The 24,552-nt window shown below is 54.0% G+C and carries 22 protein-coding genes and 2 pseudogenes; 12 read left to right on the top strand and 12 right to left on the bottom strand.

Annotated features, from left to right (window positions below; all coding sequences use genetic code 11):
* Window positions 1-106: 106 nt before the first annotated feature.
* From PspR84_RS14910 to PspR84_RS14870, 9 genes are all read right to left on the bottom strand, one after another.
* Complete coding sequence (locus tag PspR84_RS14910) at window positions 107-1,255, bottom strand: hypothetical protein (protein WP_160057863.1); 1,149 nt, start codon at window positions 1,253-1,255, stop codon at window positions 107-109.
* Window positions 1,256-1,364: 109 nt separating this feature from the next.
* Window positions 1,365-1,835: a hypothetical protein gene (locus tag PspR84_RS14905; protein ID WP_160057862.1), complete on the bottom strand. Its 471-nt coding sequence runs from the start codon at window positions 1,833-1,835 to the stop codon at window positions 1,365-1,367.
* 522 nt (window positions 1,836-2,357) lie between these two features.
* A complete protein-coding gene (locus PspR84_RS14900) occupies window positions 2,358-2,846 on the bottom strand; it encodes a hypothetical protein (protein WP_160057861.1) in 489 nt (162 codons plus the stop codon).
* Window positions 2,847-3,003: 157 nt separating this feature from the next.
* On the bottom strand, window positions 3,004-3,486 hold the full coding sequence (locus tag PspR84_RS29660) for an HAD-IA family hydrolase (protein WP_342793980.1): 483 nt from the start codon (window positions 3,484-3,486) through the stop codon (window positions 3,004-3,006).
* A gap of 200 nt (window positions 3,487-3,686) precedes the next feature.
* Window positions 3,687-4,166 (bottom strand): hypothetical protein, encoded by a 480-nt coding sequence (locus tag PspR84_RS14890; RefSeq protein WP_160060096.1) that lies wholly within the window; start codon window positions 4,164-4,166, stop codon window positions 3,687-3,689.
* Window positions 4,167-4,459: 293 nt separating this feature from the next.
* Window positions 4,460-5,098, bottom strand: coding sequence for a TniB family NTP-binding protein (locus PspR84_RS14885; protein WP_160057860.1), 639 nt, complete (start codon window positions 5,096-5,098; stop codon window positions 4,460-4,462).
* Window positions 5,095-5,949, bottom strand: coding sequence for a Mu transposase C-terminal domain-containing protein (locus tag PspR84_RS14880; RefSeq protein ID WP_238785108.1), 855 nt, complete (start codon window positions 5,947-5,949; stop codon window positions 5,095-5,097). The genes PspR84_RS14885 and PspR84_RS14880 overlap by 4 nt, the downstream gene beginning before the upstream one ends.
* A gap of 298 nt (window positions 5,950-6,247) precedes the next feature.
* On the bottom strand, window positions 6,248-6,889 hold the full coding sequence (locus tag PspR84_RS14875) for a hypothetical protein (RefSeq protein ID WP_160057858.1): 642 nt from the start codon (window positions 6,887-6,889) through the stop codon (window positions 6,248-6,250).
* A 1,734-nt stretch (window positions 6,890-8,623) separates the two neighbouring features.
* Entirely contained in the window at window positions 8,624-9,517 is an 894-nt protein-coding gene (locus tag PspR84_RS14870) for a LysR family transcriptional regulator (protein ID WP_137217014.1), read from the bottom strand.
* Window positions 9,518-9,616: 99 nt separating this feature from the next.
* On the opposite strand from PspR84_RS14870, the gene PspR84_RS14865 reads away from it, so the two are divergent.
* The 4 genes and pseudogenes from PspR84_RS14865 to PspR84_RS29840 all read left to right on the top strand — a co-directional run.
* A complete protein-coding gene (locus tag PspR84_RS14865) occupies window positions 9,617-10,786 on the top strand; it encodes a mandelate racemase/muconate lactonizing enzyme family protein (protein WP_053123197.1) in 1,170 nt (389 codons plus the stop codon).
* Window positions 10,787-10,888: 102 nt separating this feature from the next.
* A complete protein-coding gene (dctA, locus tag PspR84_RS14860) occupies window positions 10,889-12,196 on the top strand; it encodes a C4-dicarboxylate transporter DctA (protein WP_122590618.1) in 1,308 nt (435 codons plus the stop codon).
* A gap of 118 nt (window positions 12,197-12,314) precedes the next feature.
* Window positions 12,315-13,187 carry an isocitrate lyase/phosphoenolpyruvate mutase family protein gene (locus tag PspR84_RS14855; RefSeq protein WP_160057857.1) on the top strand — a complete coding sequence of 291 codons (873 nt, stop codon included), beginning with the start codon at window positions 12,315-12,317 and terminating at the stop codon, window positions 13,185-13,187.
* A 25-nt stretch (window positions 13,188-13,212) separates the two neighbouring features.
* Window positions 13,213-13,412: pseudogene (locus PspR84_RS29840) on the top strand (bifunctional glyoxylate/hydroxypyruvate reductase B); the annotation flags it as partial.
* Between the two features lie 153 nt (window positions 13,413-13,565).
* Here the strand turns inward: PspR84_RS29840 and PspR84_RS14850 are convergent.
* The gene (locus PspR84_RS14850) at window positions 13,566-14,156 is read right to left on the bottom strand and encodes a TetR/AcrR family transcriptional regulator (RefSeq protein ID WP_174244453.1); all 591 of its coding nucleotides are present in this window, start codon (window positions 14,154-14,156) and stop codon (window positions 13,566-13,568) included.
* A gap of 98 nt (window positions 14,157-14,254) precedes the next feature.
* Here PspR84_RS14850 and PspR84_RS14845 point away from each other — a divergent pair, with 98 nt between their 5' ends.
* The 4 genes from PspR84_RS14845 to PspR84_RS14830 all read left to right on the top strand — a co-directional run bounded on the left by PspR84_RS14845 (window position 14,255) and on the right by PspR84_RS14830 (window position 17,455).
* The gene (locus tag PspR84_RS14845; protein ID WP_160057856.1) at window positions 14,255-15,013 is read left to right on the top strand and encodes an SDR family oxidoreductase; all 759 of its coding nucleotides are present in this window, start codon (window positions 14,255-14,257) and stop codon (window positions 15,011-15,013) included.
* A gap of 398 nt (window positions 15,014-15,411) precedes the next feature.
* A complete protein-coding gene (locus tag PspR84_RS14840) occupies window positions 15,412-15,843 on the top strand; it encodes a MarR family transcriptional regulator (RefSeq protein ID WP_137217017.1) in 432 nt (143 codons plus the stop codon).
* A 32-nt stretch (window positions 15,844-15,875) separates the two neighbouring features.
* Window positions 15,876-16,592, top strand: a complete 717-nt coding sequence (locus PspR84_RS14835) for a nitroreductase (protein WP_160057855.1) — start codon at window positions 15,876-15,878, stop codon at window positions 16,590-16,592.
* A 128-nt stretch (window positions 16,593-16,720) separates the two neighbouring features.
* Window positions 16,721-17,455 carry an NAD(P)-binding domain-containing protein gene (locus PspR84_RS14830; protein WP_160057854.1) on the top strand — a complete coding sequence of 245 codons (735 nt, stop codon included), beginning with the start codon at window positions 16,721-16,723 and terminating at the stop codon, window positions 17,453-17,455.
* Window positions 17,456-17,485: 30 nt separating this feature from the next.
* On the opposite strand, the pseudogene PspR84_RS29655 reads toward PspR84_RS14830, so the two are convergent.
* Window positions 17,486-17,596, bottom strand: a pseudogene (locus PspR84_RS29655) (AraC family transcriptional regulator); the annotation flags it as partial.
* 283 nt (window positions 17,597-17,879) lie between these two features.
* The gene (locus PspR84_RS14825; protein ID WP_160057853.1) at window positions 17,880-19,061 is read right to left on the bottom strand and encodes a XylR family transcriptional regulator; all 1,182 of its coding nucleotides are present in this window, start codon (window positions 19,059-19,061) and stop codon (window positions 17,880-17,882) included.
* A gap of 175 nt (window positions 19,062-19,236) precedes the next feature.
* Between PspR84_RS14825 and xylA the strand changes: the two genes are divergently transcribed.
* The 4 genes from xylA to PspR84_RS14805 all read left to right on the top strand — a co-directional run bounded on the left by xylA (window position 19,237) and on the right by PspR84_RS14805 (window position 24,550).
* Window positions 19,237-20,553, top strand: a complete 1,317-nt coding sequence (xylA, locus tag PspR84_RS14820) for a xylose isomerase (RefSeq protein WP_160057852.1) — start codon at window positions 19,237-19,239, stop codon at window positions 20,551-20,553.
* A 148-nt stretch (window positions 20,554-20,701) separates the two neighbouring features.
* A complete protein-coding gene (xylF, locus tag PspR84_RS14815) occupies window positions 20,702-21,703 on the top strand; it encodes a D-xylose ABC transporter substrate-binding protein (RefSeq protein ID WP_160057851.1) in 1,002 nt (333 codons plus the stop codon).
* Window positions 21,704-21,856: 153 nt separating this feature from the next.
* Window positions 21,857-23,413, top strand: a complete 1,557-nt coding sequence (gene xylG, locus PspR84_RS14810; protein ID WP_160057850.1) for a D-xylose ABC transporter ATP-binding protein — start codon at window positions 21,857-21,859, stop codon at window positions 23,411-23,413.
* A complete protein-coding gene (locus PspR84_RS14805; RefSeq protein ID WP_160057849.1) occupies window positions 23,414-24,550 on the top strand; it encodes a sugar ABC transporter permease in 1,137 nt (378 codons plus the stop codon).
* Window positions 24,551-24,552: the final 2 nt, after the last annotated feature.

Here is a 24,552-nt window from a genome sequence, read left to right as displayed (position 1 = left end):
TGGAGCGCGATGATATTATGGCGCCACCTGGAGCAGGATCCCTGACAGCAGGCATGTCGCTTAAATTTTGGTAGCAAAAGCCTCGAAGATTTTATCCGGGTACGGTTTAGTTCGACGTCCCCGCCTGCCTCTTCAATTCAGCAACCTTCAAAGCGATTTCCTCTTTGACGCTCAGAGGGGGGATCTGGATTGAAGGCAAATCTTGGATGCTTTTCAACATGGCCCATGCCGCGAAGTCATGGAAAGGGTTAAGCCCCATCACATTGCCTAACGTTTCATCCGCCTGCAGCTTACTAGAGGCAATTTGCGCAAAGCGGCTGACCGCAGCGTCGAGCTGCCAGTCGGAAATGAACAATAGCAAAGCCGAAAACGCCAACAGCGGTTTGACATTTTTCAGCCCATTCAAGGGGTAGTGAGCTTTCGATAACCGGCTCAACGGGCTATGGTTTGAGCATATGAATGCTGCAAGCCGGTTAGTGAGCTGGAAGTGGTTTTGCAGAACGGTAGGGTCGTAGACCGATTTTCCATGGTAGTCAGTGGCCAGCTTTTCGAGGCGCTCAACCATTGCACCTGGGTACAAGCGATTCTCCCGGAGGATGTCTAGCGTAGCGCGATGGCGCTGAGAGACCTCTCGCGTTGCTGCTGCCTCGAAATTAAAACCGGGAATGCCCAGCACCTCTGTCGTCAACCCAATAGGCACAGCATCCAAATCTTGAGGCCATGAGGCATGACGATGCAGTCCATCCAGCCATCCAGGCAGTTTGGGATCTAGCGTAATGGTGAACTGCGACTGCAGCTTGGTCTGGAAGAACCACTCGCGCATCCGCCGAATATCCCACTGCGTGAATACCTCTAGCTGAATGCCTTTGCATACGAGCTCCCGCACAACCCTGGAGACGCCATCCTTCGCAGACGAAAACTGGACAAGGTTTTCCGGGATGAACGCAGCTGAGACATTCCCCGAAAAATCACAGAATGGATGGTGTTCTGCTGAACTATCACTTTGAGGGAACCGGAAATAGGCCTGCCGCACATTGTGACCATCGACCTTGGACTTACTCGCCCTTACCACTTCCGCACCTGTGCAGAAGCACGAGGGGCACTCGAGATCCGTCGAACAATGCACCTTCCAGCTTTCCGGAATGGGCGTACTCTTCGACGGCATGACATAAACAGTCTCAGCTCCTAGCTGTGTCAATAGCTGCTCAACGTCCAATTCCATCCGGCGGGATGCGGAAAAAACGGTTAAGGGCATGGCGCCTCCATTCACGCGAGGGTTGATCCATCATGCTCGAGCTTAACCACATTTCGCTTACTGCGCTAAGGGTCGAGCTGGCTCACTCGCCACTGCTGATGATCACAAGTCAATAAAACCTTTCGTAGTCGCCTCGGAAATCACCGAGCTCCACCAAACCCTCCAGCACAGCTGCACTCGATGTTAGGAGAGACTGCGTACGGTGAGGGCTATCCCAGCCCGCGGTGCCATGCTTGCCACCATGAAATAGATTGTTTCGAACTGTTTTCACCGTTCGGACAACCTTTGCTAGGTCAGATCTACAGTCTTGAAATCCAACTGGTGCCCACTCCAAAACCAACCCGGCCCCAACCACCTGCCGATCAGGTGGAGCAGCAAGCAGCTCTGCCGCTTCAGCTGTCAGTACGTAGGTTTCGGCATGGCGCTCTACAAATTTGTCCCAACTTGGTTCAGCTTTCTGCCCAGGGATTTCGTATTTTAGGTAACCGTTCTCTTTGAGACAGAACTCAAACCGTGAAAACCAGTAGAAGAAGTCAAACGCGAGCAATGAGAGCTCGGTCGGTATCTCACCTTTGCGCATAGCCCCCTCTCGAACGGCCTGAGCACGAGGGTGAAGAATAACTCTACGAGCGTGGGAGCGCAGCCACTGGCTGAGCACCCAGGAATAAGCCACGCGCCGCTTCAGCCTTCTAACCCTTTGGAGGTCAAAGCAGCGAAGCCGCCCGAGGGGCGAAACGCCGAACTCATTGGTGGATTACGCTAAGGTTGCAGGTCAGCGAGCCAGTGTGGAGCCCTCTGCTGCAGAGTAGAGCGCCCCCAATCAGTGGGGGCACGCTATCAGTGCTTGAACAGTCCGAGGATCAAGTTGGCCAGGCCAATCACGATTTTCAGGATGTCCAGCAATCGGGTGACCCACTTCCGCTCAGGCTTCTGGCGCATCTGGGGCTCCTGGGGCTTCTCAGAAGCGGGGTTCGAAGGCGACACGGGTACCGGACGCCCCTGTTTGCCCGTGTGCGGGCATTTGGAGCAGGCACAGCGCTTTTTTTCAGGCACAAGCAAATCTCCCAATCGAACAAGGAAAATGAACAATTCGAAGGAAGAGTTAGCGAAGGCGGTGCTTGTAGCCGTTGAGCTCAGGGCCGTCAGCGAACAGCGGAAGCGTCAGGAAGGAGCACCGCGAATACGCAAAAAGGATAAGGAGCTTCGCCACAGTGGCCCGGGCGAACGCCAAGACTTCGAGCCAGTACTTGACCTCCCGTTCAAGAGAGGGTGTGAGTTCGATAAATCGACAGTACGAGGCAATGAAATCCAATGCCTTGCGCGCTTGCTCAGCCTCATCCAATGCTTTGGTTAAAGCATTCATCCAGACAGAACCAAAAATCGTTTTCCCCGACCCAAAGCCAACGTGGATTAGGGGTCCGCTATCTACGGGCAGGCTGTTTGCGATGCCATGCTCAGCATCGTCTCTGAAGTCAGAGTCCCGCACGATGCTCTGCAGCTCAGCCGTGAACATGCTGAGCAGAATTTCAGCAATCTGCACCTTCATCCTGATCGTCATGTTTGTATGCTTCGTTGAAGATTGATCGTCCATATGGATTCTCGTATTTGCCACCCAATCAACATAGCCACGTTGCTGAATACCGGCAACCCCCTAAGTACCGCTGTGAGGGTCGGGCGCCTGAATTGAAGCACCCTAGAGAGTGTCAATTACTCTTCAAAGGCCGAACGCGAAGGGCTGGCTGTGGGCATCAACCTCTGCTGGTGTTGATACCTGTGACAAACTCAAGCAGATCACAAAAGCGACCCGCCCCACTACGATCCAAATGGTAACCTTCGATGCCGGCTACTCGGGGGCCATCAGCATCACATCGCCGGGAGTCTCCGATCATCAAAACGTGAGGCGCGTTCGATCCTGGGAGTTGGCTGGGTGCAACCTCGAGCTGGGTGCAGATGTGTTGGTACATGGCCACATCAGGCTTCATCAGCCCAACCTCGGCACTGAGCGCATAGCCATCGAGCCCCGGCAGCAAATTCCGGGCTACCGAGCAATACGGGCCACCCAAGTTCGAGCACACGCCAATTTTTATTTGGTGGTTTCGCAGAAGAGCGAGCGCCGGCAGCGCATCCTCAAAGAGTGTGATCGATTCAAGTTCGACCTCAAGGCAGCTCTGGAGCTCAGTGAGTTGAGGACAGCTTGATTCCAAAAAAATCAGCAGTCCCCTGCAACCCACAGGCGTTAGTCATGATCCAGCGAATGTCATCGGGTGATGCGACGCGCCCCTGCGCTGAGCCCAGACGGAGAAGTCGCCGATAGGGATTCTGCCTATTTCGAATCTCAAGAAGCGTACCGAAGGCATCGAAAATCACCCCATCTACCATCTGGCCCTCCTCAATCGAATAACCTAGCCTGGGCGATCGCTGGCACTCCGCGTTAGCGAACCACGATACCATGGCCGGCCAGTTCGCTTACTAGTGTTTTACGCCGAAGCATTTTAGGAATTGTGAACATGCTTCTATATCCGTAAAAAAGACCCACCGGAACAAACAAAAGACCCAGGCCGTATGTGGCGGTTGCAATAATTAGCCCTGCCGGAACCGCTGCAAGAGTGAATACAATGCCTTTCAGTACACTAGACCTGGCTACAAGCTTCATGTGATCGAGGTCATACTCGACCTTTCCATCTGCCTTTTGGAACGCCACTAGAACGATGGTTTTCTTGTTCAAATGCTTGTAGTACCACGTACGAGGCTTGTCAGTAACAATCGCCCCGTGCCTTTTCAAGTAGTCCAACATGCAAACTTCTTTGAAATAGAAAGTTTTTCCTTCACTGTCTTCGCACCGAACTTGGCTATAGAGCGTATCAATGTCAGCAGAGTTTTTAACAATGTAGTTCTTAACAGTGAGCTCAATTTTTTCAGATCAGACATGCATTTTCCTTAGTGCACTTTGAAGTGGTACGTGAATGCGAGCGCACACGAAGCCGTCCAGCGGATTGGTCTGCGGGATACATAAAGGTCTAAATCCAAGGCGCTCGCCGCGCCTTGCCAAGTACTACAGCTCGAAAACGGCCTTTGGGCCGGGTGAGTCAACCCAATTGGATGCTCACCGCGGCTCGCTGAGCTCACTAGCGATAACGTAGTAGTCTTTGCCACTTAGGCTGCGCATTAGCTTGAACCCCGCCCTTGTCTCAACCAGCGTTGCGTTCATTTATGGCTGGCCTCGATGTGAGGGGAATACATGCTGCCCCGATAGAATTCGTCAATGATACGATCCAGCATGAGGACGCTACATGCTTCAGTATTTCCAAATGCAATTACGCATAGTTTTAGAGTGCCCGACAAGTTACGCATTAGTGAAAGAAGCGTACGTTTCTGAGCGTACGGTTGTAGAAGCGCATCGTTTAGTTTATCAATAACGATGGCGCAAATATTGTTCGCCTTAATGTATTTGAAGATTAGCTCTTCTTTGTCAGCAGTGCTACGGCGACCGATCTCAATGCCAAACGCTTCCAGGATACGATCATGTAACTTGAAGCGATTAGTATTCTCGGTCAGTTCGACAAATACCATTTTTCTTTCAGAGTTTGCGCTGAGAAATTTCAGCCGATGCCACGCAGCTGATTTTCCATCCCCACCCGCACCGTGTATAAAGATGCAAGACGATTGAATCTGATTGCGGGTGTACAACATATGGTCAATACACTCAAACATCAAAGCGAATTTTGGTGTGTCGATCCAAAAATCATGCCTGCAGATCTCAATACGCTCAGTCGCAGAGAGTTGAAGATTATGGCGAAGTTCTGGTAACACGTGATCGTATGATGAGAATGCGTCCATGATCATTTTTTGAACCTGTCAATTATCAGTGTAGGCTGCAAAACCTCGGGCGCACCTCGACTACTTTCAATGATACGTGGTGGGCCAATTACTGGTTGGACTGTTGGGTGAGTAGATAGCCGCTCCGTTTTCGCGGTGATATCTTTGGGCGGCCTTGGCTTTTTATTTTTTTGTGTCTCAACCTCAACTGCTAGTTCGCGCTGCCTTTTTTGGGCTGCCAAAGCATGCTCATCGTCAATCAGCCCTGCGGGCGCGCTATGACCGACGTGTCGAGCACTAGACAAGGCTTTATGGCTACTATAAGACTCCCAATTTTTGGACAGTTGATTCTTGGTATATATGCACGGGACATGTAGAAATCTCCCAGGCACCATAACCCAGATTGAATCCAGGTCATAAGGCTGAAACATTATCTCCACATCTCTTGCACCAATATACGGGTCAAGTTCGATACTATGATACCTTCTGCCCGCAAAATTTATCCCATATGGTTGAATCGTGTGATTGTAAGATGGCGCCAAAAAATCAATCTCAAAGCGCTTCTGTTGATCCGGCCTAATCACCCTCTCATGATCTAGAAGCCCTTGTGAATCATAATGAACCCACGCCTGGCGCGGAGTGCTATGCAAGCCTTCATGCACCGTACCATGGTAAATAATCGCCTGTTCAAGCAGCCACTTACCACATTCCACTATGTTATATCTAGCGTCTCGCTCTGGATTTAAGCCTGCTCGTTGAATCACATTGCTCCCTGTGGTTCCGGGCAGGAAGTGAACTTCCCCCATGAAAGTTCCTATTACGCGCTCGATCAACCCGCCGTACCACTTTTTGTCGACTGGACGATGATCCCAATCCATCCCCCATCTCCTACACGTTGCCATGAATCGAGGACTTATGAACTCAGCAGCATTGTCCGTGTATATCAAAAAGGGGATGCCGTAAAACGGATATTCCCTGGGATCGATCCCGTAGAGTTCTAAAAACCTAGACTTGTCCTGGACTGCAAAGGCGAGAGCGCTTGCTACAGTTATTAAGTTCGGGGGGCGGAAGCTCAGATACATCCCAAGTATCACCCTTGTGAGGGAACACATGATCATTGTCAACCAAGGGCGCCCTAGCAAAACCTTGCGATCAAACTCGTCGACCAAAAACATGTCAACACATAGTGTGATCCATCTGGACTTGCTGAAGCACACGCTCCATGATTTTTTTCTTGGGCTTCGGCTTGTATTTGTTGTCGCCAGCCTCCTTGCCATACTTTCTGTAATACTTTTCTTCTTCCGGCTTTGCAGCCACAAACTTCCTACATTGATACCTGCTGGGCGGCAACTCATCTTCAGGTACCAGTCCTTCTGCCCCCTTCCAAACTTTCGCTGATGATGCTTTTGGCCCCTTATAATTCTCCTGATAGGAAAGTTCGAGAGCGCTGAGCTGGCCCGGTGTTAGCTTATGGTTTCCGGGCTTGGTTCCGCGCTTTTTTCTAGTTAGCTCAAGATAGCTAGTCGACTGTAAAAATGACCGATAGAGATTGTAGAACTGGCTTTTTTTGACCTCCAAAAGCTCCATGGCTTTGGCTTGACCTATCAAGCCTAGTCTCAGTTGCTTGAATATCGCATCGCGCTTCCGCGCAAGCCGTAACTCTGCATCGCTCACATCGAGAGCTTCATAAGGCACGGCGGATTGAGTAACTGTAGCGTTAGCTGGCTTCCAAGGCCGTGGGATCTTCAGGGGTGGAACCTTAACTCGAACCGGCTTAGAAGCATGAATAGTTATGGCCGTGCGAATTTCCTTACTCACCTTAGTTATCACCTGTCATGTTAAACTCATAGTAGTAATCAACCATCCGAGACCCATTGACTCTTACATGCTCGTGGTTAACACCATCACTTTATTTCACTAAAATGGTGAGGCGACCTCTTGGAACCATGACTCTGCGCCGCCATCAGAATGATCTTGGTTGAGGTAATCGCCGTCGCTGGTAAGTGGCCGGCGCTCGCCTACATCTAAACCTTTTGCAGCCGTATGCCGGCCAAGTCTTCATGGGCATGCAGTCCCATCACGCAGGACTTACGTTTTGATAGACGACTACTGAAATCTATCAGAAGACTACACGTCAGTTGCTAGTGACAGACGCTAGCTTACAACGCCGATAGCCACAACAACTTTTATTAACTCACTACCGTCAACAAACTGGCAGTCCGAATAATGCTTAAATTGAAATTTAAATATTGGGATTTATTTAGTATTTTTTTCGATGTATTTTTCCTGCCAGCACAATCACTTGTGAGCGAGCAATTTAATTACCTATAAATTGAAAATCGCAATATATAAATAAAGCGACGATCCGATTACCCCCCAGACATGGTTATAACACCAGAAAGAATATGAAATTTTTCGTCTATTAAATCGCGTGTCTTATGAGTGCAGGATAGCATCTGCATCCCTGATGGTATGGCGTGAACCTCGTTCCAGAACTGAATGTACTTTCGCCTGGACGCATTCTTGGCATGCAACCTTCGGCTTCCTTGGGCTCGTTGGGTAAGATTTAGACGAGCCATTTAAGCGCTTAGGAGAGCGAACGCGTTGAATTCACTTTCTGAAAAATGATTGCGGACTGCCAGTCTGTTTCCCGGCGATGACTAACCGCCGTTGACAGCTGAGCTCGCGGCGAGGCCGCGACAAAGCCCCTTAAAGACATTCGCGCTTGGCCCGTGGCTGAGTTCAGGATGGGGCTAGAGGTTGTCGTACAACTGGTCGACTAAGCCCCCGTTCAGTGCAGTCGTTGAGTGGAAAATGGCTGGAATTGCAGCTTTTTACCGGAAAACAGAAATCTGTTTTCCAATCTAGGGCTAGCACTGTTAATTTTACTCAATTAAATCAACAGCTTATACGATTCCGATAAAGCGGTGCCCGTCACACCGCTTTGCAGACGCGACTCTCACTCAAGTGCAACTTTGAGCGCACGGTCATGCAATTCTTTACCCCTGGCCGTCAAGAAAAGTCGTTGAGGCCGAAGGTCTTTGCAGTTTTGAACTGTGCTCAGCAGACGGTAGCCCGTTACCACCGTTCAACGCCGTTGCTCACATCGACATCCACATTGCCTGCGGCCTCACTCAACAATATTCGCTGTGCGCGGACTCAGCCAAACGCCACCTGTTGTTTGGCGGCGGAATTGACATTACGCCAATGCTGGCGATGGCCCATGAACTCCATCATCAAGGGGCCGATTTCAGCTGCACTACAGCTTTCGATCCAGCGAACGCGCCGCGTTTATCCGATACCAGCGGCAAGCGCCTTTTACCTGCCACGTGCATTTGCATGAAGACAGCGGATCTTCCGAACAGAAACTCGATGCTACCGCCCTCCTCGCCGCGCCAGACAACTCGAGCCACCTCTAGGTGTGCGGCCCAATTTCATCCTGGACACCGCGCAGGCTGCTGCCTGGGCCGGAGATCGCGTGCACAGAAAGTTCTTCGCCGCCGCACCTGTCTTTGCCTCGCCGCGCGTATTTCTATTGAGCAACGCAACATGTCATATAGAACGCGGTTTATCGTTGCCCACTCGGGCCCAGAATTCCTCTGCTGACGGACTAATGGGGGCAGTCGGACGCGTGAGGTGAATTTCCAGAGGAATATCCCAACTTTCGTCGAGCGCCCGAACGAGACGTCCATCAATCATTTCCTGTTCAGTCAGGCTTTTTGGTAACCAGGCAACCCCTTTGCTCTCCAGTGCCATAGACATCAGGACGGCAGCAAGATGGCTGCTGAAAAGAGGTTTCAGATGAAGATAATCTTCTTTGCCGTGGAGTCGGTGAGCGACGATTCGGCCAAGCCCCGATTCGTGCGTATAGGCCAAGTAAGGCAGTGTTTCAGGGGAGGAACCAAAATTGGCAGAGGGACTCGCCAGTGGCACGAGTACATCCTCGCCAATCTTCTTTCCAGTGAACTGATCAGGGGCTAGCAAAGGCGGCACATCTGGGTGGCGGTGGCAAAGCAGAAACTGAACCTGGCCGTGAATTAGCATCTGTTCGCAAACAGCCATGCTGTCTGAATGCAGGCGTACCGCATCTATCGGTGCGCCATTTTCTGCACTTCTCAGCCATCTTGGGAAGAAGGTGAATGACAAGGAGTGAGTAGCTGCGAATTGCAGTGTTTTTGCGGCCATCCCCGCCACTTCCTGAGCCTCAGATCGCATCCGGTACAAACGTCTGGCTGCCTCTTGAGCGCTAGGCAAAATCTGTCTTCCAGCCTCGGTCAGGGTCGCTCCTTGGGGGGTGCGCACGAACAATTCGACGCCCATCCAGTTCTCCAGAGACCGGACTCTGCGACTGAATGCGGGCTGAGTTACGTGGCGCGCTTCAGCCGCCCGTACAAAGCTGCCGTATTCCGCAAGCGCTGAAAAATCCTCAAGCCAAACGAGTTCCAAGGGCAATGCCTCCTGTGCATAGGGCGCGGCATTAATAGCATTGGGCGGGTCACATCGCAAAGCATAACGTGGGGCCACAAACAACAAGAGGAACCCGTTATGCGTATCGTAGACATCCGTGAAAAAACTGTTTCCATTGCCTCCCCAATTGCCAACGCCTATATCGATTTTTCCAAAATGACCTGCTCGGTCGTCGCTGTTATCACGGATGTGATTCGCGATGGTAAACCTGTCATCGGCTACGGTTTCAACTCCAACGGTCGTTATGGCCAAGGCGCTCTGATGCGTGATCGCTTCCTGGCGCGTATCACCGAAGCTGATCCAGACACGCTTGTCGACCATGAAAACAATAACCTGGATCCGTTTGCCATCTGGAAAGCCCTGATGACCAACGAGAAGCCTGGCGGTCACGGTGAGCGCTCAGTAGCAGTTGGCACTATCGACATGGCGGTATGGGATGCCGTCGCCAAGATCGAAGGCAAACCTCTCTATCGTCTGCTGGCTGATCGTTACCGTAACGGCGTGGCCGATGACAAGGTCTGGGTCTATGCGGCGGGTGGCTACTACTACCCAGGTAAAGACCAGACCAAACTCAAAGCAGAAATGCAGAGCTACCTGGATCGTGGCTACGACGTTGTCAAAATGAAGATCGGTGCGGTGCCACTGGACGAAGATATCCGTCGTATCGAAGCGGTACTCGAAGTAGTTGGCGACGGTCGTCGACTGGCGGTCGATGCCAACGGTCGTTTCGATCTTCAGACCGGTATTGCTTACGCGGAAGCCATCAAGAAGTACAACCTGTTCTGGTACGAGGAGATCGGCGACCCACTCGATTACGCACTTCAGGCTGAGCTTGCCAATCACTATGAACTGCCTATGGCGACCGGGGAGAACCTGTTTTCCCACCAGGACGCCCGTAACTTGCTGCGTCACGGCGGCATGCGCCCGGATCGCGACTTCCTCCAGTTCGACTGTGCGCTGTCTTATGGACTCGTGGAGTACATGCGCACTCTGAAAGTGATGGAAGAAATGGGCTGGTCTTCGCGCCGCGTAGTGCCGCACGGTGGTCACCAGATGTCCCTGAACATCGCAGCCGGTCTGCACTTGGGCGGCAACGAATCTTACCCCGACGTGTTCCAGCCTTTCGGCGGCTTCGCCGACGGAATCAAGGTGGAAAATGGATATGTCGGCCTGCCAGATATTCCAGGTGTTGGCTTCGAAGCCAAGTCCGCCTTGTACGCAGTTATGCGCGAGCTAGGCGAAGGCTGATCAACCTCGATCTGCGGTTTCTTTTAAAGAGACCGCAGACTCAGGCGTCATCCGTTGACGCCAAACCACATGCCCATCACAAAAATAAAATGAGGTGCTTCCGTGGAAATTTCCAAATCCCGCTGGTACAGCCAGCTATATGTGCAGGTGCTGATCGGTATCGTCATCGGCGCAGCGATTGGTCACTTTGAACCGCAATTCGGAGCCAAGCTTCAACCTTTTGCGGATGGCTTTATCAAACTCATCAAAATGCTGTTGGCGCCTATTATTTTCGGTACCGTCGTGGTTGGTATCGCAAAGATGGGCAGCATCAAGGAGGTCGGACGGATCGGCGTCAAGGCGCTGCTCTACTTTGAAATCCTTTCCACCATTGCGCTAGTCATCGGCCTTATTGTGGTCAATATCGCAAAGCCAGGCGCCGGGATGAATATCAACGCTACCACGCTTGATGCCAGCGCTATCGCCAAGTACAGCCAAGCCGCCACGGAACAGGGTGGCACTATCGATTTCTTTCTAAACATCATCCCGAGCACCTTCATTGGCGCATTCTCGAATGGTGTCATGCTTCAGGTCATTCTGATTTCGGTATTGATGGGCGTAGCCCTCGTTCAGATGGGCGAAACCAGCAAACCGCTGATCAATACCATCGACTTGTTTCTGCAAGGGCTGTTCAAGATCGTGGCAATGGTGATGCGCCTGGCTCCCCTTGGCGCTGGCGCCGGGATGGCTTTCACTATAGGCAAGTACGGCATTGGTACCTTGCTGTCACTCGGCCAGTTGCTGGTCGCGCTCTACATCACCACCTTGATTTTCATCGTGGTAGTACTGGGTACGGTTGCCAGATGGTCGGGCATGCCGCTGATGCAATTCCTTCGTTATTTCAAAGATGAAATTCTCATCACGCTTGGCACATGCTCAACGGAAGCCGTACTTCCGCGAATGATGGTGAAACTTGAAAAGCTGGGCTGCAAGAAGTCAGTGGTAGGCATGGTGCTACCCACTGGATATGCCTTCAATGCAGATGGCACCTGCATTTACCTCACCATGGCGGCGATTTTTATCGCACAGGCAACAAATACGCCACTGACGTTTATGGATCAGATGATTCTGTTGGGCGTCTTCCTGCTGACCTCAAAAGGCTCCGCTGGCGTGGCGGGTGCCGGGTTCATAACCCTTGCGGCAACGCTAACAACCATCCACTCCATTCCTCTGGTCGGCCTCGTCTTGCTACTGGGCATTGACCGATTCCTGAACGAAGCACGGGCCGTGACCAACCTGATCGGTAATGGCATCGGCACCATCGCCATTGCCAAGTGGGATAACTCGTTCGATGTCGAGGCCTGCGAGCGTGAAATCGCCGCCATGAAACACGAAAAAGCGGCCAGGAAGGCATTGCTGGCGCAGAAATAAACTGCAAAGGGAGTCGGTCATCTCGTCTTGAAACGGTTATGACCGGTAGTGCCTTCCAGGTGTCGTTCAACTCGAATGAGACCAACAAATTACTTGTAAGAATTTGATGGAGCCAAAAATGATTGAGCGATCACATCATGAACTGCGCAAGGCGTTTGGTGATTTACTTCAGGGTACCGTCTGCAAATTCGCTGCTTCAGTATTCGACCCGATCTCGGTTCGTATGGCTTGCGACCTTGGCTTTGAGGTCGCCATTCAAGGTGGTTCCGTCGCCTCGCTTCAGGTGCTCGGGGCACCGGACATCGCACTGCTCACGCTGGATGAGTATGTCGAGCAGGTTTCCAGAGTCGGACGAGCTAGCCAAATCCCAATCATTGGGGATGCTGACCATGGATTCGGAAACGCGCTGAATGTAATGCGAACTGTGACCGAGCTGCAGAAAGCCGGCGTCGCTGCCCTAACGCTGGAGGACACCCACCTACCGGCCAAGTACGACGAGCAATCGCATGTGCTCATCGAGAGGGAAGAAGCCGCGAGCAAGATTTACGCTGCGCGGTTTGCCCGATCAGATGATGCGCTCAGCATCATCGCCCGAACGAATGTGGCCGTTACCACTTTGGAAGATTCCATTGCACGTACCACGGCCTATGAAAAAGCCGGGGCCGACGCGATTTGCCTCGTCGGAGTAAAAGACTTCCAACATTTGGAAGCACTCACAGCACACCTCAGCGTGCCGATCATGCTGATCAATTATGGAAATCCGGCTCTTAGTGATGTTGAGAAACTGAGTGCTGCCAATGTGCGGATTGTCGTCAATGGGCATGCTCCGTATTTGTCCGCAATCAAAGCGACGTACGAGGCGCTGCGCGAACAAAGCGGCACAGACGGAAGTGAGCTTTCGCTTCCTGATCTGCTTTCTAAATACACACTCTCGGACAATTACCGTGAGTGGGCGAAAACCTATTTGAAGTCAGGACACGATTCAAATTGAGTTTGAAGCAGGTGAAATAAAGCGTCATGAAAAAGACAAGTGAGTTCAGGTCTTTTCAAATTGAAGAACGTTGTCACCGTGCCTCAAATCGGCTCTGCAACAGGCGATACACGCAATGCGATGGCACTGCGCGCATTGGAAAATTTGCTTACGGGTCTCGAAGGACGGCAACCAAGAGACCTCGTGAACACTCACGGGCTAGGACGCAGATGGACGCAGCAGTGACGACAAGGACGCTGGCGGTATGGCCACCGCTCAGGATGGATCGCGGCTATAGGTTGGGTCGCCTACTCAAGCTTAAGCCGCTCTAAACAATATCGACTATTTGCCGATGCGCTCCGTTTCCTGTTCTCGCCGACGCGTGTCCTGATTTTGATGCTAGGCGTTATTCTTTTTCAGGCTCTCAGGGCTGCCAGCGCACAGACCATCCATCACCAAATTCATCAATCTGGCGAGACGTAAGCGCCATTCGCTCTGGGCATCCATTTGCCATATTCCCGCGATGGCTAGAAAAAAGTCGTCGTTTGTAATCCCGCTACGAATCGTTCCTGCCTTTTCATTTGCCCTCAAAAGCAACTCGGCGGCTCCTTGGACAGGAGCGTATCCCGACTTCCCAGGGAACTCGTAAACGCAAGCAGCTTGTTGGATCGCAGTAGCGAGTCCTGCCTTTGTCATTGCATATTCAGCGAGGCAGTCCATCCACTCTCGGAGGGCTTCCTTAGGTGGTTTTGTCGCGAGTAACTCTTCCGCCAAGGAGGCCACCTGCTGCATTTCGAATTGATAGACCTCGAACACCAACTTCTCCCTGGTAGGGAAGTGGCGATAGAACGTGCCCTGCCCTACCCCTGCCTTCTTCGCAATCGTGCTTAAAGGCATCGCAGGGTCGCTTGTCAGCTCTACCACCGCGACCGCCAAAATCCGTTCCCGGTTTTTTTTTGCGTCAGAACGCATCACCAACTTGTCAGTCATGAAAAAGTTTTCCTTCACTGCATTGCTAAGCGGACAATTGTCCGGTACGGTCGAAAAGTGGACAGCTGTCCGCTTAGGCATCGTTTCTGGAGTTTACTATGAACAGCACTGGCAACACGATTCTGGTTACTGGCGGCACCTCAGGCATCGGCCTCGGTCTGGCGCTGAGATTTCACAAGGCGGGCAACAAAGTCATCATCGCTGGGCGTCGCAAGGCTCTGCTCGACAAGGTCGTGTCAGAACACCCTGGCATTGAATCAGTATTGCTTGACGTCTCAAATCCCCAATCCATCCAGCGTACCAGCGAAGCGCTTGCGATCAGCCATCCGAATCTGAACGTTCTCATAAACAACGCTGGGATCATGCACTGGGAGGATCTGACTGATCCGGAAAGCCTGAGCACCGCCGAAGATATCGTGACAACGAACTTGCTTGGCACGATTCGAATGGTGTACGCATTCACTCCCCAGCTGATCAAGCAGATCAGTGCAACGATAGTGAATGTCAGCTCGGCGTTGGCATTCGTACCGCTGCCAGCCACACCGACCTACAGCGCAACTAAAGCGGCGGTTCACTCGTTCACTCAAAGTCTTCGAGTGCAGCTAGAAGCCTCGTCCGTCGAGGTCATCGAGCTTGCGCCGCCAGGGGTACGTACCACATTGCTTGGACAGGAAAACGACGAAAATGCTATGCCTTTGGAGGAGTTTTTGGATGAAATCTTCGAACTGCTCAAGATTTCTCCGACCCCGCCTGAACTTGTCGTTGAACGCGCGAAGCCATTACGATTTGCGGAAGCGAGCGGATCACATGGTGATGTCTTGAAAATGCTCGCGGGATACAAGCCACCGACAGAGTAACGTTTACCTTGTGGGCACACCTGATGCGTCCAAATAAGCAGCTAGCATCTGCCTACTGGGCGCACAGTTTTTTGTTGCTCCTATTCATCAAGGGAAAATGGCGGCAAAGCTGATCATCCAATTGGAGCGCGTAGATGGATGCAGTGCGCAATCTCACGCCCGTAAATTTGGCTACCCAGCGGAGCAGTCCGATGCAGCCTGAAACGCTGGCCTACCCCTCTGGCGAGTGGGATTGGCCATTTCCTACCGCATGACCAGGCGTCCGCCTCAAATCACAGCAAGTGCAAGGCATATGCTACTTAGCTAGATGAGCCATTCGTCGAGCGCCGAAGGCGTCGGTTGACAGAGCGACTCTCCTACTTAAATATATAGTGCACTATACAATAGCGAGCTATGAAATGACCTCGAACCTGAAACGGGTGGGTACCCAGCTGTCTTTTTCACTCTACGCGGCGGCAAATCGGGTCGTGCGATTGCACAAACCCTATCTGGAGCCGTTGGGCCTAACCTTCCCTCAGTATCTGGTCATCCTGGAGCTTCTAAACGGTTCGCCACTCACTGTGGGAGCACTCGGAACCCGGCTTGCGATGGACGCTGGAACCATAACGCCATTGCTGAAAAGGCTTGAGGCTGCCGAACTCGTCAGCCGCACACGGGATCCTGCCGACGAGCGCCGCGTGATGATCGACCTGACGCCTAATAGCCGCATGTTGGAAGCTGACATTCGGGGAATCACTAGCAAAATTAAGTCAGCTTGCCAGCTTGATGAGCGGGGTATCGATGAGCTTCGACAAACACTCGATGCGCTCGGTCATCCGGCAACCGACTGAGTATTTTTCACGCCTTGCACAAAGAGGAAATCATGACTATTTCAATATCTAGATTCGATGCTGATACAGCGATGGATGACACCCTTCAATTTCAAAAGACGGCACGTACTCGGCGGTCGTTTCGAGGGTTTCTGGACACCTCCGTACCCGATCACATCATTCAGGAGGTGTTGAAGGATGCCCAGTGCGCCCCCTCCAACTGCAATACCCAACCTTGGGACGTGCACATCGTTCGCGGTCAAAAACTAAAAGAGCTTTCGCAAATCCTCCACGCAAAAAATACTGCAGGCGAATTCACGCCAGACTTTTCGTTCGATATGGATGCTTTTTACGGCATGTATGGGGATCGTAAGAATGCGCAAGGCAAAGCCTACTACGAGGCTATGAATGTTATGCGCGAAGACAAGGAGGGGCGTCGGCGGGCCGCAGCCCTGAACTTGTCTTTTTTCAATGCTCCCCAGGCAGTTTTTTTATTCATGCCGGTGTTTGGCGACAGCGTTCGAACTGCTGGCGACATTGGTATGTACGGCCAAACCTTCCTACTGTCACTCGCTGCCCGTGGGTTAGGCGGCATCCCGCAAACCTCGCTTGGTTTCTATGCAGAAACGATCCGCGAGGTGTTAGGCATTTCTGAAGAAATGAAAATGCTGTTTGGCATGTCATTTGGCTACCCAGACGAGAGTGCTCCAGGCAACCGCATGCATATGGATCGCGTGCCAATTACTGACAGCGTGACCTTTCACTCTTGAAGAGTCGTATTTACCTGAGCCAGGCGACATGCGTGCCCCAGAGCGAAGTGGCTGCGTGACATGCTTAATTCATTCGTATATCCAACCAAGCGGTCACTCAAGTATTGGTTGTAGATAAGGAGGTTGAAGTGAAAATCGGAATTATTGGCGCCGGTAATATTGGGGCTACGCTTGCCCGCAAGCTTGCTGCGTGCGGCCATGAAGTTAAGCTGGCAAACTCGAAAGACCCTGAGAGCATTCAGAACCTTGCCAATGAAATCGGCGTGAGCGCGGTAACCAAGGAAGATGCGGTGTCCGGAGTAGAAGTTGTAATCCTCTCGATCCCCTTCGCAAAATACCCTGATCTCAAACAGACATTGAGCAGTGTCCCTGAGAAGACCGTCGTCATTGACACGTCCAATTATTATCCGGGGCGCGACGGGGCGATCAAAGAAGTTGACGACGGCAAGCCTGAGAGCATCTGGGTAAGCGAACAGATTGGCCGACCGGTGATTAAGGCTTGGAACGCCGTTCTCGCAGCGACTCTTGCCGACAAGGGTCAACCAGCGCGGTCGTCAGAACGCATTGCCTTACCTGTAGCCGGCGATGATATTAATGCTGAGGCAATTGCACAGGATCTCGTAGAGGACACTGGCTTTATCGCTCTGGCCGCAGGCAACCTTGAGGATTCATGGCGCCAGCAACCAGGTACACCTGCTTACTGCACTGAACTGACCTTGCCAGAACTCAAATTAGCACTGAAAGCTGCAGACAAGGTACGAGCACCTCAAAACCGCGACGCACTGCTCGCAAAGTTCATGACTCCCGGCAGTCAGTTTACTCACCAGCAAATTATTGCCACCAATCGGGCAATGACAGCCTGACTTTTCGGATTGGGTGGAATCTGCATTTAGAGCAACGTAATGAAGCGCACTGCGCTCAGCCTCTACACCCGCTAGGCGGGAAATGAACCAGGCGGCCAGATACTGCGATGCCAGGCCGCCGCCAGCGGTTGCGACATTGCCCTGCTATGGGTCGTTTTCTGCCTCTCGCGACGGGCAGAAAACGGCCAATAGCAGACATTCGCTTACGCGAGTCCGCTATATCCACTTTTCAAAACGTCAAAACTTCCGCGCCCAGCTTCCGAACATCACATCACCGACGTAGATGCCTGAAAAGGCTGAACGCTCCTGATCCAGACGCTCTTGCAACGCTTCGATTTCTACTTCTTCTGCACTGGCTACCCCTAACGCAATGATTCGCGGCAAGCACGCTCGAACAATAGCGCCGAGTCCGTAGGGTATTCCCTTAGCGCATCCCTGCCCCTTGCTGATACTCCCGCGGCGTACAACCAAACTCCCTTCGAAACACCGTGTGCAGATACTGCGCAGATTTAAACCCACAACTGCGCGCAACGTCGGCAATCACTGAATCTGCATCTTTAAGGCCGCTAGTCGCCGCTGCCAGTTTGAAACGCAGAATCTCGTCATGCACGCTACAGCCTCGCTCAGTACGAAAATGCGCTTCAAGTGACGAACGCGACACACCGACATAAGCCGCCACCTGCGCCGTTTTGATGCCCTGGCAAGCATATTGGCGAATGAACAGCAGCGCCTGCATGACATAGGGATTGCCCAATGGCTGGTGCAAGCTCGACACCTGCACGTTTACCGCATCGGGAGGAATCAGGATTTGCGTGCCGGTGGACGGCATGCCGTGCAGCATCTGGTGAAGCAATTGCGCGGCAGTACGGCCCATGGTTTCCGTGCCCTGAATAACCGAGCTCAGCGGCACTCGAGTCAGGCTGCGGGTCAGCGGGTCGTTGTCGATGCCGATCAATGCCACCTGCTCCGGCACGGCAATCCCGGCCGTGAGGCAGGCTTGCAGCAACTGGCGCGCACGGGCGTCGCTGACGGCGATGATGCCAATGGGTTTGGGCAGGCTTTGCAGCCAGGCGATCAGTTGTTCGACGGCGCTGTCCCAGAGCGGTGCGCTGGTGCCCATGCCGCGATAGATTTCGCCGTGCAAGCCGTCGCGTTTCATCAGTTTGCGAAAGGCTTTTTCCCGCTCCTGTGCCCAACGATTGGCTTGCGCTTCCGGCAGGCTGAAGCAGGCAAAACGCTGCAGTCCTGCCTCGATCAAGTGCGTGTAAGCCAGCGTCATCAGCGCATTGTTATCGGTGGCGACGTAGGGAATCGCTTTCGGATAGGCGCGTTTATCCTCGTACGAGCCCCCTACTGCTACCACCGGCATCTGGATATCAGCCAACGCCTCGCCAATCAGCGGATCGTCGAAGTCGGCAATGATCCCGTCCCCCTGCCAGCGTTCGATGCCTTTCAAGCGACAGAGAAAATCCTCCTCGAGAAACAGGTCCCAGGAAGCGCGGGTGCTGCTCAGGTAGTTGCCGATGCCGCTGATGATGCCACGGTCGTAGATCTTGCTGCCGTTGAATAACAGGGCGATGCGGTGAACAGGCGGTACGGTTTTCATTGTTTTTATGCTTGTTCCGGGCCTCTGGTCACTGAGGCGATTGGCACAGACTAGGCGCGTGGCCGAAGAAGCTCAATACGCAAAATCGCACTCCGTGTTGATGTTTTTCATAATCAGCAGGGCCGGGGCCGTTGCTAGTATCGAGACACCGCCAAGAACAACAAGGACAAGGTCCATGCAGTATTTCCCCGATGTCGATGCGATTCGCTACGAAGGCCCGGACAGCGATTCTCCCCTCTCCTTTCGTCACTACGACGCCGATAAAATCATCCTCGGCAAACCCATGCGCGAACACCTGCGAATGGCCGCCTGTTACTGGCACACGTTCGTCTGGCCGGGTTCCGATGTGTTCGGCGCGGGGACGTTCAAGCGCCCTTGGCAACACGCCGGCGACCCGATGGAAATGGCGATCGGCAAGGCAGCCGCCGCCTTCGAATTTTTCTCCAAACTGGGTATCGACTACTACTGCTTCCATGACACCGATGTCGCCCCGGAAGGCCAGTCACTGAGGGAATACCGCAACCACTTCGCGCAAATGGTTGATCACCTGGAGCAACACCAGGAACAAAGCGGAATCAAGCTGCTGTGGGGCACCGCCAATTGTTTCAGCAATCCGCGTTTTGCGGCAGGTGCCGCGAGCAACCCAGATCCGGAAGTGTTCGCCTGCGCTGCAGCGCAAGTGTTCAGCGCCATGAACGCGACCCATCGCCTGAAAGGCGCCAACTACGTGTTGTGGGGCGGTCGCGAAGGCTATGAAACCCTGCTCAACACGGACTTGAAGCGTGAACGCGAACAACTGGGGCGCTTTATGCGCATGGTGGTCGAGCACAAGCACAAGATCGGTTTCACCGGCGACCTGTTGATCGAACCCAAGCCACAGGAGCCGACCAAGCACCAATACGATTACGACAGCGCCACCGTGTTTGGCTTTCTCCAGCAGTTCGGGCTGGAGCACGAAATCAAGGTCAACATCGAGGCCAACCACGCCACCCTCGCCGGGCATAGCTTCCATCACGAGATCGCGACGGCGGTCTCGCTGGGGATTTTCGGCAGTATCGACGCCAACCGGGGTGATCCGCAAAACGGTTGGGATACCGATCAATTTCCCAACAGCGTCGAAGAAATGACCCTGGCCACCTATGAAATTCTCAAGGCCGGCGGCTTCAAGAATGGCGGCTTCAACTTCGACTCCAAGGTGCGCCGGCAAAGCCTCGATCAGATCGATCTGTTCCATGGTCACGTCGGCGCGATGGACGTTCTGGCCCTGTCTCTGGAACGCGCCGCGGCCATGGTGCAGAACGACGAACTGCAACGGCTCAAGGATCAACGCTATGCCGGCTGGCAGCAGCCGTTCGGGCAGGCGGTGATGGCCGGTGACTTCAATCTTGAGTCGTTGGCCGAGCACGCGTTCACCAACGAGTTGAACCCGCAAGCCGTCAGCGGCCGCCAGGAAATGCTTGAGAACATCGTCAACCGGTTTATCTATCGCTGATCACACAGGGAGTCTGCGGGCGCATTCACGCGGTGACATTTCTACGACAAATCTGTGCCTGCGGCGTCTGCGGATTCTCTACAGTTTTACCAGCCCGATACTCATCGTCAGGCCGTGTCTTTCCAACAACAATAAAAGGACGCCCCACATGAAGAACGTAAAACGCACGCTGTTGGCCTCTGCCCTGGCGCTGCTGTCACTGCCGGTGATGGCTGACGCTGCCCACCCGAAAATCGGTTTCTCCATTGATGACCTGCGCCTGGAACGCTGGTCGCGTGACCGTGACTACTTTGTCGCGGCGGCAGAAAAAATGGACGCCAAGGTCTTCGTGCAATCGGCTGATGCCAACGAGCAGAAGCAGATTTCCCAGATCGAAAACCTGATTTCCCGAGGCGTCGATGTCATCGTCATCGTGCCGTTCAACGCCACGGTGCTGACCAACGCGGTGGCCGAAGCGAAGAAAGCCGGGATCAAAGTTGTGTCCTATGATCGGCTCATTCTCAACGCTGATGTCGACGCCTACATTTCCTTCGATAACGAAAAGGTCGGTGAGATGCAGGCCAGCGGCGTGCTGAATGCCGCGCCCAAGGGCAATTACTTTTTGCTCGGCGGAGCGCCCACCGACAACAACGCCAAGATCCTGCGTGAAGGCCAGATGAAAGTGCTGCAACCGGCCATCGACAAGGGCGATATCAAGATCGTCGGCCAACAGTGGGTAAAGGAATGGAACCCGACCGAAGCGCTGAGCATTGTTGAAAACGCCCTGACCCGCAACGACAACAAAATCGACGGCATCGTTGCCTCCAACGACGCCACGGCCGGCGGCGCTATCCAGGCACTGGCGGCGCAGCAACTAGCCGGAAAGGTGCCGATTTCCGGGCAGGACGCTGACCTTGCTGCAGTCAAACGTGTGATCGCCGGCACGCAAACCATGACCGTGTACAAACCGCTGAAACTCATCGCCACCGAAGCGGCCAAACTCTCGGTGCAACTGGCGCGCAACGAAAAACCCGCCTTCAGCTCGCAGTACGACAACGGCAGCAAAAAAGTCGACACCATCCTGCTCACGCCAACCCCGCTGACCAAGGACAACATCGACCTGCTCGAACAGGACGGCTTCTACACCAAGGCGCAAATTGCCGGGAAGTGATTGACGCTGTTTGTGCGTAACTCCTGTGGGAGCGAGCCTGCTCGCGAAGGCGGAGTGTCAGTCAGTACAGCTCTGTCTGAAAAGACGCCTTCGCGAGCAGGCTCGCTCCCACAGGGTTAAGTGTCTGATCCTTTTGGAATACGAGCCCTGTCCATGTCCGACTATCTGCTGCAAATGAACGGCATCGTCAAAACCTTCGGCGGTGTCAAAGCGCTCAACGGCATCGACATCAAGGTCAGACCCGGCGAGTGCGTTGGCCTGTGCGGCGAGAATGGCGCCGGCAAGTCGACGCTGATGAAGATCCTTTCGGCGGTCTACCCGCACGGGACCTGGGACGGTGAAATCCTCTGGGACGGGCAACCGCTCAGGGCGCAATCGATCAGCGAAACGGAAGCTGCCGGCATCGTCATCATTCACCAGGAACTGACCCTGGTGCCTGACCTGTCAGTGGCTGAAAACATCTTCATGGGCCATGAACTGACGCTGCCCGGCGGACGCATGAATTACCCGGCGATGATCCACCGCGCCGAAGCGCTGATGCGCGAATTGAAAGTCCCCGACATGAACGTATCGCTGCCGGTTTCGCAGTACGGCGGCGGCTATCAGCAACTGGTGGAAATCGCCAAGGCCCTGAACAAAAAGGCCCGCCTGCTGATCCTCGACGAGCCTTCATCAGCCTTGAGCCGTTCGGAAATCGAGGTGTTGCTGGATATCATCCGCGACCTCAAAGCCAAGGGCGTGGCCTGCGTCTACATCTCGCACAAACTCGATGAAGTGGCCGCCGTGTGCGACACCATTTCGGTAATCCGCGACGGCAAACACATCGCCACCACCGCCATGGCCGACATGGACATTGCGCAGATCATCACCCAGATGGTCGGGCGGGAAATGAGCAACCTCTACCCCTCCGAGCCGCACGACATTGGCGAGGTGATTTTCGAGGCCCGCCACATCAATTGCTACGACGTCGACAACCCCAAGCGCAAACGGGTCGACGATATTTCCTTCGTCCTCAAGCGCGGGGAAATCCTCGGCATAGCCGGGCTGGTCGGTGCCGGCCGCACTGAACTGGTCACCGCGCTGTACGGCGCTTACCCCGGCCGTCATGAGGGCGAAGTCTGGCTCGATGGCCAACCCATCGACACCCGCACGCCACTCAAGTCCATCCGTGCTGGCCTGTGCCTGGTGCCCGAGGACCGCAAGCGCCAAGGCATCATTCCCGATCTGGGCGTCGGTCAGAACATCACCCTCGCCGTGCTGGACAACTATTCGAAACTGACCCGCATCGATGCCGAAGCCGAACTGGGCAGCATCGATAAGGAAATTTCGCGCCTGCACCTCAAAACCGCCAGCCCGTTCCTGCCGATCACCAGCCTGTCGGGCGGCAATCAACAAAAAGCCGTGCTGGCGAAGATGCTGCTGGCCAAACCCCGGGTATTGATTCTCGACGAGCCCACCCGAGGTGTGGACGTCGGCGCCAAATACGAAATCTACAAGTTGATGGGCGCGCTGGCCGCCGCCGGCGTGTCGATCATCATGGTCTCGTCGGAGCTGGCCGAAGTGCTCGGCGTTTCCGACCGCGTGCTGGTGATCGGCGAAGGCCAGTTGCGCGGCGACTTCATCAACCATGAGCTCACCCAGGAACAGGTACTCGCCGCCGCCCTCACCCCGCCTGGTAGCCATAACAATAATGATCGGAAATCCGCGTAAATGAATCAGGTCAAACAACTGTTCACCCGCTACAAAATGCTCGCGCTGGTGTTTGCCGTGGTGCTGATCTGGCTGTTTTTCAGCTGGCAGACCGAGGGCGGATTTTTGACCCCGCGCAACCTTTCCAATCTGCTGCGGCAGATGTCGATCACCGGCATTCTCGCCTGTGGCATGGTGCTGGTGATCATCAGCGGCGAGATCGATTTGTCGGTCGGCTCATTGCTGGGCTTGCTCGGTGGCCTCGCGGCGATTCTCGATGTGGTCTATCACATTCCGCTGCTGGCGAACCTCAGTCTGGTCGCCTTGTGCGGGCTGATGATCGGCCTCGCCAACGGCTACATGACGGCTTACCTGCGCATCCCCTCGTTCATCGTCGGCCTGGGCGGCATGCTGGCGTTTCGCGGGATTCTGCTGGGGATTACCGGCGGCACGACCATCGCACCGGTATCGCCGGAGCTGGTTTACATTGGCCAGGGTTACTTGCCCCACGCAATTGGCACTGGCTTGGGCATTGTGCTGTTCGCGCTGACCGTGTTCCTGACTTGGAAACAACGACGCAATCGTGCCCTGCACGGCCTCGCGGCGCATTCATTGCTGCGTGACGTCGTCCGCGTGTTGGTGATCGGCGCCGTGCTCGCCGGTTTCGTGCAGACGCTCAACAGCTATGACGGCATTCCCGTGCCGGTCTTGTTGCTGCTGATTCTGCTGGGCGTGTTCAGCTACGTGACCAGTCAGACGGTTTTCGGCCGCCGCGTTTATGCGGTGGGCAGCAATATGGAAGCGACGCGCTTGTCTGGCATCAATGTACAGGCCGTGAAATTGTGGATTTTCGGGATCATGGGCGTGATGTGCGCCCTCGCCGGCGTGGTCAACACCGCGCGCCTGGCCGCCGGCTCGCCTTCGGCTGGCAGCATGGGTGAACTCGACGCCATCGCCGCGTGCTTTATCGGCGGCACCTCCATGCGCGGTGGTTCCGGCACGGTGTACGGCGCCCTCCTCGGCGCGCTGGTTATTACCAGTCTGGACAACGGCATGTCGATGCTCGACGTCGACAGCTATTGGCAGATGATCGTCAAGGGCAGCATTCTGGTGTTGGCGGTTTGGGTGGATGTGAGTACGCGGACCGGGCGCCGTTGAGC

The organism is Pseudomonas sp. R84, from assembly GCF_009834515.1.
Taxonomy (GTDB): Bacteria; Pseudomonadota; Gammaproteobacteria; order Pseudomonadales; family Pseudomonadaceae; genus Aquipseudomonas.
Note: the sequence above shows the minus strand (reverse complement) of the source record. Positions and strands in the feature narration are given on the sequence as shown.